Origin of the sequence: Enterococcus sp. AZ040 (genome assembly GCF_050499185.1) — a bacterium.
GTDB classification, from domain to species: Bacteria; Bacillota; Bacilli; order Lactobacillales; family Enterococcaceae; genus Enterococcus_D; species Enterococcus_D entomosocium.
The window spans coordinates 3,162,501-3,175,524 of sequence record NZ_JBMHEW010000001.1 but is presented as its reverse complement, the minus strand read 5'-3'; the positions used below and the strand labels follow the sequence as shown (position 1 = coordinate 3,175,524).

At 45.2% G+C, this 13,024-nt stretch carries 9 protein-coding genes, 1 rRNA gene and 1 pseudogene (1 of these 11 running past the window's edge); all 11 read left to right on the top strand.

Annotated elements, in window-relative coordinates; translation table 11 throughout:
- The first annotated feature begins 14 nt into the window (after nucleotides 1-14).
- Nucleotides 15-1,646 carry a putative polysaccharide biosynthesis protein gene (locus tag IGK63_RS14660; RefSeq protein ID WP_016611989.1) on the top strand — a complete coding sequence of 544 codons (1,632 nt, stop codon included), beginning with the start codon at nucleotides 15-17 and terminating at the stop codon, nucleotides 1,644-1,646.
- Complete coding sequence (locus IGK63_RS14655; RefSeq protein ID WP_005230745.1) at nucleotides 1,633-1,899, top strand: RNA-binding S4 domain-containing protein; 267 nt, start codon at nucleotides 1,633-1,635, stop codon at nucleotides 1,897-1,899. The genes IGK63_RS14660 and IGK63_RS14655 overlap by 14 nt, the downstream gene beginning before the upstream one ends.
- 83 nt (nucleotides 1,900-1,982) lie before the next feature.
- Entirely contained in the window at nucleotides 1,983-2,429 is a 447-nt protein-coding gene (locus tag IGK63_RS14650; RefSeq protein ID WP_005233351.1) for an FtsB family cell division protein, read from the top strand.
- A 74-nt stretch (nucleotides 2,430-2,503) separates the two neighbouring features.
- Nucleotides 2,504-2,947 carry a S1 domain-containing RNA-binding protein gene (locus IGK63_RS14645; protein WP_016611988.1) on the top strand — a complete coding sequence of 148 codons (444 nt, stop codon included), beginning with the start codon at nucleotides 2,504-2,506 and terminating at the stop codon, nucleotides 2,945-2,947.
- 100 nt (nucleotides 2,948-3,047) lie between these two features.
- On the top strand, nucleotides 3,048-4,448 hold the full coding sequence (gene tilS, locus IGK63_RS14640) for a tRNA lysidine(34) synthetase TilS (RefSeq protein ID WP_034872883.1): 1,401 nt from the start codon (nucleotides 3,048-3,050) through the stop codon (nucleotides 4,446-4,448).
- A 19-nt stretch (nucleotides 4,449-4,467) separates the two neighbouring features.
- Complete coding sequence (gene hpt / locus IGK63_RS14635; RefSeq protein WP_005230750.1) at nucleotides 4,468-5,013, top strand: hypoxanthine phosphoribosyltransferase; 546 nt, start codon at nucleotides 4,468-4,470, stop codon at nucleotides 5,011-5,013.
- 73 nt (nucleotides 5,014-5,086) lie between these two features.
- A pseudogene (gene ftsH, locus IGK63_RS14630) lies at nucleotides 5,087-7,088 on the top strand (ATP-dependent zinc metalloprotease FtsH); the annotation flags it as partial.
- 249 nt (nucleotides 7,089-7,337) lie between these two features.
- Entirely contained in the window at nucleotides 7,338-8,219 is an 882-nt protein-coding gene (gene hslO, locus IGK63_RS14625) for an Hsp33 family molecular chaperone HslO (protein ID WP_005233356.1), read from the top strand.
- Nucleotides 8,220-9,233, top strand: coding sequence for a tRNA dihydrouridine synthase DusB (gene dusB, locus IGK63_RS14620; protein ID WP_005233357.1), 1,014 nt, complete (start codon nucleotides 8,220-8,222; stop codon nucleotides 9,231-9,233). It abuts the gene before it with no gap.
- Nucleotides 9,234-9,329: 96 nt separating this feature from the next.
- Complete coding sequence (lysS, locus tag IGK63_RS14615) at nucleotides 9,330-10,823, top strand: lysine--tRNA ligase (protein WP_005230758.1); 1,494 nt, start codon at nucleotides 9,330-9,332, stop codon at nucleotides 10,821-10,823.
- A 662-nt stretch (nucleotides 10,824-11,485) separates the two neighbouring features.
- Nucleotides 11,486-13,024, top strand: a 16S ribosomal RNA gene (locus IGK63_RS14610) (it continues 21 nt past the right edge of the window).

The following is a 13,024-nucleotide window of genomic DNA, read 5'->3' as shown; positions in this document are numbered from 1 at the left end:
AAGGAACCAGAGGGATGCCGAAATCACAATTGAAGCGTACGATGGAAGGGGCGTTTATTTTAACGATCGCTTCCTTTATCGCAAAAATCTTAAGTGCCGTTTATCGGGTCCCTTTTCAGAACCTGGTAGGCGACGAAGGGTTTTATGTGTATCAACAGGTCTATCCGATTTATGGATTGGCAATGACTTTGGCGTTGTCAGGTTTGCCGCAGTTTATCTCCCGCATTGTTGCTGAAGAACCTGATCCTTTGAAAAGCAAGGAGCGGCTGCAAGCGTTGACGCCTTATGTGCTTTGGTCGGCGATCGGCTTATGGGCTGTGACCTTTTTATTTGCCGGTCCAATCGCGCAAGTGATGGGGGACCATCAACTGGCAGGCTTGATTCGAGTCGTTTCCTTTACCTTTTTGTTTGTCCCACCCTTGACCTTTTATCGAGGAATGTTTCAAGGAAATCTACAAATGGTGCCAACCGCAGTGTCTCAAGTTGTAGAGCAGCTGCTTAGAGTTGGTGTGATTTTAGGTGCTGCGGCAGCTTTCCAGCAATTGGGCTGGACGATTTATCAAACGGGGACTGTCGCCATGATGGGTGCCTTAGTCGGGGGCCTTGCGGCGTGGTGGATTTTAAGTTATTATAGCCGACAAATCAACGGCAAACGCCTATCGCTATGGCATAAACCAGTCACCCGTACAGGAGAAAATACCGCTGGTTTATCCGCCTCGTTGAAAAAACGGTTCTTCTTAGAAGGCGGTCTGTTGACGATTTATAGCGGCTATTTGATCTTGTTCCAGTTAGCGGATTCGTTTTTATTGACCAATGCGCTAGAAGCGGGGGGATTGACGGCACAAGCAGCCCGGATTTCGAAAGGGATCTATGATCGCGGACAACCCCTCGTCCAACTAGGTCTTGTGGTGGCGATGGCGTTAAGCTCGACGTTTTTGCCAACGTTGACCAAGTATTTGACGGTAAAAAATCAGCAGCTGTTTGAAAAGTCGGCAAAAATGTATTTGCGCCTAACGATCGGGATTGCTTCGGCTTCTGCGGTAGGGTTAGCGATTTTGCTGCCTTATATCAATTTTGCCTTATTTAAAGACGGATCTGGCAATGCTGCGCTGGTATTGTTTGTCTTTTCCATCGCTCTGATGGCGACGATTCAAGCCTATCAAAGCATTCAACAAAGTCGCAATACCTATACCTTCGGCTTGCTCGCTGCGGGGATTGGTCTTTTGGTCAAATGCCTATCGATGTGGCCACTGACCGCTTCTTATGGGACTGCAGGAGCAAGTATCAGTACGCTGTTGGGGTTAGGCGCGACCTTATGCTGTTTTGTGGTTTCCGAACAGCGTCGAGCACAAAGTAGCATCAATCGCTTTTGGTATGAAGGAAATTATGGAAAAAAATTATTTCTTTGTTTAGGGATCATGGCAAGCGTGCTATTCTTATATTATAGCTTCGTTGCGATCTTATTGAACGGTCCTTTGACCCATCGACTACAGGCGCTGATTTTTTGCCTAGGCGGTGTCGGTCTGGGAGGCGCAGCCTTTATCGGGACAGCGATCAAAATCAAATTGTTAACGATTCGCGAATGGCTGTTAGTTCCATTTGGAAAGAAACTATTAAGAAGAGGTGAAAAACATGAGATTAGATAAATTTCTTAAAATCTCCCGCATCATCAAGCGTCGCTCTGTGGCCAAAGAAGTGGCAGACAAGGGACGTATTCAGATCAACGGCAAATTAGCCAAGTCAAGCAGTGACGTCAAAGTAGGCGATACTATGCGTATTCAGTTCGGGAATAAGGTCTTGGAAGTAAAAGTCAATGAATTGCATGAATCGACGAAAAAAGAAGACGCTGCAAAAATGTATGAGATTGTTTCAGAGGAAAGAATCTCAGAAAATGCTTGATTTTTACGGCATTTTCAGTTAGACAAGCTTTGCGGATGTTGGTATAATGTAAAAAACAAAGACAGCGACGGGAGCGAGTTCAGGTGGCAAAAGAATCAAATAAAAAAATAGAACTATTGCAGACCGATTATGCGAAAGAGCAATTTGCCAAGTTTGAAAAAGAGCGGCGGCAAGTCGTGTTTCGCCGACGTCGGCTGGTGGCGTTTTTCGTGGCGGCATTAGCGATATTTGCAGTCGTGGGGATTCAGATGTTTAACGACCAAATGCGCCTGCAAAAACTAAAGGAATACAAGGCGGAAACAGTCGCCGAACAAAAAGAAGCTGAACAAAAAGTGGCTTCATTGGAGCGAGATGTTGCCTTATTGCAAGACGATGAGTATGTGGCAAAATTGGCCCGCAGCCGATTCTTCTACTCAAAAGATGGCGAAAAAATTTATCCTGTCTTGCCAGATGGAACGGATTCTCAAAACACTAATGAGCGTTCTGCGCAAAGCGAACAAGAATCATCATCCACAGAGTCACAAGATTAAGCAATGTCATACCTACTCAGCGCAGTAGTTTGAATTATTTTAAATGGGTAAAAATTAGGAGGAACATTTTTTATATGTCAATCGAAGTTGGATCGAAACTAAAGGGCAAAGTGTCTGGTATTACAAATTTTGGTGCGTTCATTGATCTTGGTGAAGGGAAAACTGGTTTGGTGCATATCAGTGAAGTATCAAACGGATTCGTCAAAGACATTCACGACGTGTTGTCTGTTGGGGATGAAGTGACAGTACTTGTTACGGCAATCGGCAACGATGGAAAAATTGGACTATCGATCCGCAAAGCAGAAGATAAGCCGGAAGAAAAACGTGAATACCCGAAAAAAGAATTCAATCGACCAAATCCGAAAAAATCTTTTTCACGCAATCAAACTACGAATGTAAATAAACAAGACTTCGATTCATTGATGAGTTCTTTTCTAAAAGATAGTGATGATCGTCTTTCATCATTACGTCGAAATACAGAAGGAAAACGCGGTGGCCGCGGCGGACGCCGTAACTAAACATGAATAGCAAGTTGGAAAAAGCTGAAACAAAACTGTTGGTTCGTTTTGTTTCAGCTTTCTTTCTTGTGGGTCTACCAAATGAGAAGGAGGGCAAATGATGGTCATTCAAACCGTTCGAGGGCAACTCACTGCCATCGATCCTGAAAAAAAACACCGCTTTTTGCTGGCGGTATCGACGGGAGTCGACTCCATGGTCTTGCTGCAGGTCTTTTGTCAGTTGTTTCCCGAAATGCAAAAAGAGCAGGTCTTTGGTGTGGCACATGTAAACCATCAATTGCGTCCAGCATCTGCTGAGGAAGCTGCTTTTTTACGGCAGTACTGCCAAGAACGCGGCATTCCTTTTTATGAGCGGTGCTGGGAAAATCCGCCAGAAACCGGCATAGAAGCTAGCGCTCGGGACTTTCGCTATACGTTTTTTGCCGATGTCATGTCGCGAGAAGGCTATGATGTTTTGCTGACTGCTCACCACAGTGATGACCAAGTAGAAACGATGCTGATGAAGATGATGCGAGAAGGCCGCTTGCAATCGGCTGGCGGGATGCAGCAGCAGCAGCCTTTTCACGCTGGAATCCTGTTTCGGCCGTTGCTTAGTGTCAGTAAGACAGCGATTTACGACTATGCGCAAGTACAGCAGATTCCCTACTTTGAAGACGAAAGCAATCACGAACCGCTGTATTTGCGAAACCGAGTACGCCAGCAAGTAGTGCCGGCATTAAAAGCGGAAAATCCGCAACTGTTGCCGCATTTTCAACAGCTTTCTGTAGAAATGCAGTTCGCCAATCAGTTGATCCAGCAAGAGCAGCAGCAATGGTTGTCTGCGTGCGTTCAACAGCAAGCTACTCGCTTAGTGATCGATCTGCAACAGCTGCCGACGTTTTCGCCGGCGCAGCGCTATTTTTTCTATGCGGGGTTTTTGCAACAAGCAGAAGCTTTCACAAAGCAGCCACTCAATCAAAAACAGCTGCCACAGCTATTGCGTTTGCTAGACGAAAAGAAAGGGCAATGGCAATTGGCGTTGCACAAACAGTGGCAGCTGCGGCGCAGTTATGACCAATTACTATTGGAACCCATTGCTGTTCCCCAAAAGCCTGCAGCGCCGTTGACAGAAGTCAGTCAGCGTCTGGTTTTAGGAGAAGGGATCTATCTTTCTGAAAAGGAATGGATTGGGTATTTTCCGATAAATGAACAGCATATTCCCAAAAAAATCACAAATTGGTCAGAGTTTTCCCAAGATTTACCGCTAAACTATTCCTCTGAGCTGATCGTACGTAAGCGTCAGCCAGGAGACCGAATCCGCTTGGCACGTGGCCTGACCAAAAAGATCAGTCGTTTTTTTATCGATTCAAAAATTCCTAATGAAGAGCGAGAAAAAAGTTGGGTCGTCACAAACCTTGATAAACAGGTGATTGCCTTACTACCTCATGCATTTTCCTATTTGAGTATTACGCCAGAAACTGATAAAATACACTACATACTTCTTTATAAATATCAGAAGTAAGAGTTGGAAGGAGAACTTTATGCTAGATAAAGATATTGAGAAAATTTTGATTTCCCGTGACGAAATCAAAAATCGTTGTGTGGAACTTGGTCAAGAATTAACGGCGGCTTATGCGGATAAAAATCCTCTAGTCGTAGGTGTACTGAAAGGTGCCGTTCCTTTCATGGCAGACATCGTTCGTGAGATGGATTGTTACTTGGAGTTAGACTTCATGGATGTCTCAAGTTATGGCAATGCCATGATTTCATCTGGAGAAGTCAAAATCATTAAAGATTTAGATACAAATGTTGAGGGCCGCGATCTTTTGATCGTTGAAGACATCATTGACAGCGGTCGCACGTTGGCTTATCTGGTAGATCTATTCAAATACCGTAAAGCGAAATCAGTGAAAATCGTGACGTTATTAGATAAGCCGGAAGGCCGTGTTGTTGAGATCGATGCTGATTACGTCGGCTTCGATGTGCCAAATGAGTTTGTTGTTGGATATGGACTGGACTATGCAGAGCAATATCGAAACTTACCTTACGTTGGCGTCTTAAAACCTAGTGTTTATCAGTCAAATTAGTGACTGTTCTAAATCAATTGTGATACAATTAAATGGTCAGGATTGATAAAACAAAATAGCCAGGGAGGTACGCATGAATAAGAAAAATAACGGTATGGTAAAAAATACCTTATATTATGTACTTGTCTTGTTGGCGATGGTCATGGTCGTTTATTTCATTTTTGGAAATGGCAATCAGCAGACCCCAACGATCGAGTACTCCACGTTTACAGAACAACTGAAAGACGGGAAGGTCAAACAATTTACTGTCCAACCCGCTAACGGTGTTTATCGAATCGTGGGTGAATACAATGAAGAACAAACTGTCAGCAATGACAACAGCTTGTCTGTTTTAGGCAATACACAGGCGAGTTCGACCCGCTTTTCAACGATCATTTTACCAAATGATTCTACGCTGAGCGAAGTCACCAGTCTAGCCTCAGCACAAGGGGTCAAAACTACCATCGAAGAAGAATCCAACAGTGGTATTTGGTTATCGCTTTTGGTTAGCTTCTTACCACTTGTGATCATCATTTTCTTCTTCTATATGATGATGAGCCAACAAGGCGGCGGCGGTGGCGGTGGCGGCCGTGTGATGAACTTTGGCAAATCAAAAGCCAAAGAAGCGGACAAAAAAGCCAACCGCGTACGTTTTTCAGACGTAGCCGGTGCAGAAGAAGAAAAACAAGAACTTGTCGAAGTCGTGGAATTCTTGAAAGATCCTCGACGTTTCGTTGAATTAGGTGCCCGTATCCCAGCAGGTGTCTTACTTGAGGGACCTCCGGGAACCGGGAAAACGTTGCTAGCCAAAGCCGTTGCCGGTGAAGCTGGCGTACCGTTTTACTCGATCTCTGGTTCAGATTTCGTTGAAATGTTTGTCGGTGTCGGTGCAAGCCGGGTACGTGACTTATTTGAAACAGCGAAGAAAAATGCACCAGCCATCATCTTTATCGATGAAATCGATGCCGTCGGTCGCCAACGTGGTGCCGGTATGGGTGGCGGACATGATGAGCGGGAACAAACATTGAACCAATTATTGGTTGAGATGGATGGTTTTGATGGGAATGAAGGCGTGATCGTCATTGCCGCAACGAACCGTTCGGATGTTCTAGATCCAGCGTTGCTGCGTCCAGGTCGTTTTGACCGTCAGATTTTAGTTGGTCGTCCAGACGTGAAAGGCCGTGAAGCAATCCTCCGTGTTCATGCTCGGAACAAACCTTTATCAGATGATGTTGATTTGAAAGTCGTTGCCCAACAAACACCTGGCTTTGCCGGTGCGGATCTGGAAAACGTCTTGAACGAAGCCGCCTTAGTTGCTGCTCGTCGTAACAAGAAAAAAATCGATGCTTCAGATATCGATGAAGCAGAAGACCGCGTGATCGCTGGTCCTGCGAAGAAAGACCGTGTCATCAACAAACGCGAACGTGAAATGGTTGCTTACCATGAAGCAGGACATACCATTGTTGGTTTAGTCTTGAGTCGTGCCCGTGTGGTACACAAAGTAACCATCATTCCTCGGGGGCGAGCTGGTGGGTACATGATCGCCTTGCCGAAAGAAGATCAATTCTTGATGACTAAAGAAGATATGTTTGAACAAATCGTTGGCTTGCTAGGTGGACGTACGGCTGAAGAAATCATCTTCGGTGTGCAATCAACGGGGGCTTCCAATGACTTTGAACAAGCAACTGCGCTTGCAAGAAGCATGGTGACAGAATATGGAATGAGCGATAAATTAGGTCCAGTTCAATATGAAGGAAACCATCAAGTCTTTGTCGGTCGCGATTACGGTCAAACAAAAGCATACTCTGAACAAGTTGCCTTTGAAATTGATCAAGAAGTTCGCAAGATTTTAATGGATGCCCATCAAAAAGCCCATGAAATCATTGAAGAACATCGTGCCCAACACAAATTGATCGCTGAAAAACTACTTGAACATGAAACATTGGATGCTAAAGCAATCAAATCCTTGTTTGAAGAAGGCAAAATGCCTGCAGGGACTGAAAGCTCTGAGTATCCTAGTGAAAAAGCCCAAACGTTTGAAGAAGCGAAACGTGCGCTGGAAGAAAAAGATGCAGAGAAGCAAGCTGCAGAAAAACACAGCGAAGATGCATCATCAAACGATTTTGATCAACAATTGGAAGACGTTCGCCGCAATAGCGAAAGCCAACCGACTGATCAAGAAAACAAAGATGATAACGCCTAAAACAAGACGTATCAAGGCGCCGAGGAAACTCGGCGCCTTTTTGTTTCTATTTAAGAAGACTTTTCTTAAATTCAAACACATTCAGTTGAAAAAAGCGGCGCTTCCTAGTATGATTCATTAATGAATAAAAAGGAGAATCAAGATGAAGGATTATTTAGTAAAAGCACTCGCATATGACGGCTTCGTCCGAGCATACGCCGTATCGGCAACAGAGACGATCGCCGAAGCACAACGACGCCATGAAACATGGAATACGGCATCTGCTGCTTTAGGGCGAGCGATGGTGGGAAGTTTGTTATTAGGCAGTACCTTAAAAGGGGAAGACAAATTGACCGTCAAAATTCAAGGAAATGGTCCTGCTGGGGCAATCGTCGTAGACAGCAATGGCCGTGGGGACGTAAAAGGATACATAAAAAATCCACAGATCAGTCTGCCATTGAATCCTCAAGGAAAATTGGATGTTCGGGGCGCAGTGGGAGACCAAGGGATTTTTACCGTAATCAAAGACTTAGGGCTAAAAGAACCTTTCTCTGGACAAACACCGATCGTCTCTGGGGAACTTGGGGAAGACTTTACTTATTATTTAGCAGTGTCAGAACAGATTCCTTCTGCTGTTGGTCTGAGTGTATTAGTAGAAACCGATGATTCGATTCGGGCAGCCGGTGGATTTATGCTACAGATCATGCCTGGTGCCAGTGAAGAGATCATTGATGCCATCGAAAAACGTTTGGGAGAATTGCCTCGAGTGTCAACCTTGATCGATGAAGGCCAATCACCAGAAGAGGTCTTAGCGACATTGTTACCAGACACGACGATCGAAGTACTAGAAAAAATGCCCGTCCAGTTCCACTGTGATTGTACGAAAGAAAAATTTGCGACAGCGATCATCACCTTAGGGGCTGAGGAGATCCAAGCAATGATCGATGAAGATCATGGGGCAGAGGCAGTCTGCTCGTTTTGTGGCAACAAGTATCATTTTGATGAAACGGAATTGGCGGCGTTGAAGAAAGAGGCGGAAGCGTAAGTGAAAGATAGACAGACATGGCAGATCGGCTCGGTTGAGATTCCTAACCGCGTCGTCGTTGCGCCAATGGCGGGGATCACCAATTCTGCGTTTCGTGTGACAGTCAAAGAATTTGGCGCGGGTTTAGTCGTCTGTGAGATGATCAGTGATCGAGGGATTCAACTGCGTAACAAGAAGACCCTTGAGATGCTGTTTATTGACGAGACCGAGCATCCTCTTAGTATTCAGATTTTTGGTGGGAATAAAGCATCCTTAGTAGAAGCAGCGCAATTTGTCGCAGAGAACACAACTGCCGATATCATTGATATCAATATGGGGTGTCCTGTAAACAAAATCATCAAAGCAGAAGCTGGTGCGAAGTGGCTTTTAGATCCCGACAAGGTTTATGAAATGGTCCATGCTGTTTCCAGTGCGATCGACAAGCCCGTTACCGTCAAAATGCGGATCGGTTGGGATGAGCAGCACGTCTTTGCGGTTGAGAATGCCCAAGCCGCGGAAGCAGCGGGTGCCGCAGCAATCGGTATGCATGGCAGAACCCGTGTACAGATGTATGAAGGATCGGCTGATTGGGACGTTTTGAAACAAGTGAAGCAAAGTATCACCATTCCTTTTATGGGCAACGGCGATGTCAGAACCCCTGAAGATGCGAAACGAATGTTGGAAGAAGTCGGCGCTGATGCAGTGATGATCGGACGGGCAGCCTTAGGCAATCCGTGGATGATCCACCGCACCAAGCAATACTTGGAGACAGGCGAGTTATTGCCGGAACCAACACCACGAGAAAAAATTTCGACAGCGAAACTTCATTTAGAACGGTTGGCTGATCTAAAAGGGGAAAAAATCGCTTCGCGAGAATTCCGCCAACATGCTGCGTACTACTTAAAAGGTATTTCACGGGCAGCCAAAGTGAAGGCAGCTATCAATCAAGCAGAAGATAAGCAAACGATTTTTGATTTATTGGATGCATTTGTAGAGAAGACCGAAAAACAGCCGGTAGCAACTTTTAAGGAATAAGAAACAAATCAAGTCGATTCGAAAGTTCGGCTTGATTTTTTGCGTCATCATTGGCATTATAAGAAGGAAACCCAAGTTAAGAATGGAGGAAAACTCGTGACAGAGGAACGACAAACACAAGAAGAATTGAATGATCAAATGTTGGTTCGCCGTGAAAAGATGGAAAAACTACGGGAAGAAGGCATTGATCCTTTTGGCAAGCGATTCGAACGCACCCATAATTCTGCCGAGTTACATGAGTTATTTGATCAAAGAACCAAAGAAGAATTAGCCGAAATGAATCTTTCAGCAAGCATTGCAGGAAGAATCGTTACAAAACGTGGAAAAGGGAAGGCTGGTTTTGCGCATTTACAAGACCGCGAAGGCCGTATTCAAATATATGTACGTAAAGACCAAGTGGGGGACGAACCTTACGAAGTATTCAAGCATGCAGATCTAGGTGATTTCTTTGGTGTATCTGGTGAAATCATGAAGACCGATACTGGCGAAGTGACCATCAAAGCCAAAGAAATCGTGATCTTATCCAAAGCATTGCGTCCATTGCCAGACAAATACCATGGCTTGACGAACGTAGAACAACGCTACCGTCAACGTTACTTGGATTTGATCAGTAATAAAGAGAGCTTTGATCGTTTCATGAAACGAAGCCAAATCATTAGCGAAATTCGTCGTTACCTTGACGGACATGGATATATCGAAGTCGAAACGCCAGTATTGCATAATCAAGCAGGTGGTGCAGCGGCTCGTCCCTTCATTACACACCACAATGCCTTAGACATGGATCTGTATTTACGAATCGCACTTGAGCTTCACTTGAAACGATTGATCGTGGGTGGCATGGAAAAAGTCTATGAGATCGGCCGCGTTTTCCGAAATGAAGGAATCGATACGACCCATAATCCCGAGTTTACGATGCTAGAAGCGTATACAGCTTATACAGATTTCAAAGATGTGATGGATTTGACAGAAGGCATTATCCGTAATGCTGCTGAAAAAGTCTTGCATACAGCAACGATCCAATACGATGGACAAGAAGTCGATTTAGCTAGCGACTTTGCACGAATCCATATGGTCGATGCAATCAAAAATCAAACAGGTGTTGATTTCTGGCAACCAATGTCCGTTGAAGAAGCGCGTAGTTTAGCGAAAGAACATCATGTTGAAATCACTGATGCCATGACTGTTGGCCATATCATCAATGAATTCTTTGAGACATTTGTTGAAGAAACGTTACAGCAGCCAACCTTTGTCTTTGGTCATCCAGTGGAAGTTTCGCCATTAGCGAAAAAGAATCCAGAAGATGAACGCTTTACGGATCGCTTTGAATTATTTATCGTTGGTCGTGAATTTGCGAATGCCTTCACGGAATTGAATGACCCAATCGATCAAAGAGAACGTTTTGAAGGACAAGAAAAAGAGCGCGAAGCAGGAAATGATGAAGCCCATGGGGTGGATGAAGATTTCTTAGAAGCACTTGAATACGGTATGCCGCCAACTGGTGGATTAGGGATCGGGATCGACCGATTAGTGATGCTGTTGACCGATGCACAATCGATTCGTGACGTTTTATTATTCCCGACAATGAGATAAAAAAGCTCCGTCCACTCGCAAGAGATGGGCGGCTTTTTTTCTTGTCTGCTGGATCAGGGAGAAAAACAGTGAGGAATTAGAGGGGGAAAAGCCAGGGTAATTGCTAGAAAACGGATTAAATGCGAACGATAAAAGCTGGATTCAATGTGATTAGACGGGTTTGTAAAAATTAAAAAAAGCCATAGAAAATGATTGACCGCAAGGGATTTAGTTGGTATATTATTACATGTGCCAAATGACTGAAATGAATTCGTAAAAAGAATTGAAAAAAGTGGTTGACGCACAGCTCGACAGATGATATTATAACGAAGTCGCAATTTTAAAATAGTTAATCGATGTTGATACATCAACAAAATTAATTAAAAAAAGTTGTTGACAAATAACAAATCATTTGTTATTCTAATGAAGTCGCTGAGACAGCCGCTGCGAAGTTGAAAAACAACGAGCGAAAAAAACTTTTAAAAAAGAGTTGACAATCAATTGTCGCTCTGATATGATATAAAAGTTGCTAACACAGCACTGTAGACCTTTGAAAACTGAACAAAGCAAGCAAACGAACCAATGTGTAGGACGTTTCAATTTATTGAAACAAATACATGCAAGCAATAGCTAGCAAAGTTAATTTTTATGAGCTTAATGACCGTATGGTCATTCAAACAAATCATTATGAGAGTTTGATCCTGGCTCAGGACGAACGCTGGCGGCGTGCCTAATACATGCAAGTCGAACGCTTTTTCTTTCACCGGAGCTTGCTCCACCGAAAGAAAAAGAGTGGCGAACGGGTGAGTAACACGTGGGTAACCTGCCCATCAGAAGGGGATAACACTTGGAAACAGGTGCTAATACCGTATAACACTATTTTCCGCATGGAAGAAAGTTGAAAGGCGCTTTTGCGTCACTGATGGATGGACCCGCGGTGCATTAGCTAGTTGGTGAGGTAACGGCTCACCAAGGCAACGATGCATAGCCGACCTGAGAGGGTGATCGGCCACACTGGGACTGAGACACGGCCCAGACTCCTACGGGAGGCAGCAGTAGGGAATCTTCGGCAATGGACGAAAGTCTGACCGAGCAACGCCGCGTGAGTGAAGAAGGTTTTCGGATCGTAAAACTCTGTTGTTAGAGAAGAACAAGGATGAGAGTAGAACGTTCATCCCTTGACGGTATCTAACCAGAAAGCCACGGCTAACTACGTGCCAGCAGCCGCGGTAATACGTAGGTGGCAAGCGTTGTCCGGATTTATTGGGCGTAAAGCGAGCGCAGGCGGTTTCTTAAGTCTGATGTGAAAGCCCCCGGCTCAACCGGGGAGGGTCATTGGAAACTGGGAGACTTGAGTGCAGAAGAGGAGAGTGGAATTCCATGTGTAGCGGTGAAATGCGTAGATATATGGAGGAACACCAGTGGCGAAGGCGGCTCTCTGGTCTGTAACTGACGCTGAGGCTCGAAAGCGTGGGGAGCGAACAGGATTAGATACCCTGGTAGTCCACGCCGTAAACGATGAGTGCTAAGTGTTGGAGGGTTTCCGCCCTTCAGTGCTGCAGCAAACGCATTAAGCACTCCGCCTGGGGAGTACGACCGCAAGGTTGAAACTCAAAGGAATTGACGGGGGCCCGCACAAGCGGTGGAGCATGTGGTTTAATTCGAAGCAACGCGAAGAACCTTACCAGGTCTTGACATCCTTTGACCACTCTAGAGATAGAGCTTCCCCTTCGGGGGCAAAGTGACAGGTGGTGCATGGTTGTCGTCAGCTCGTGTCGTGAGATGTTGGGTTAAGTCCCGCAACGAGCGCAACCCTTATTGTTAGTTGCCATCATTTAGTTGGGCACTCTAGCGAGACTGCCGGTGACAAACCGGAGGAAGGTGGGGATGACGTCAAATCATCATGCCCCTTATGACCTGGGCTACACACGTGCTACAATGGGAAGTACAACGAGTTGCGAAGTCGCGAGGCTAAGCTAATCTCTTAAAGCTTCTCTCAGTTCGGATTGTAGGCTGCAACTCGCCTACATGAAGCCGGAATCGCTAGTAATCGCGGATCAGCACGCCGCGGTGAATACGTTCCCGGGCCTTGTACACACCGCCCGTCACACCACGAGAGTTTGTAACACCCGAAGTCGGTGAGGTAACCTTTTTGGAGCCAGCCGCCTAAGGTGGGATAGATGATTGGGGTGAAGTCGTAACAAGGTAGCCGTATCGGAAGG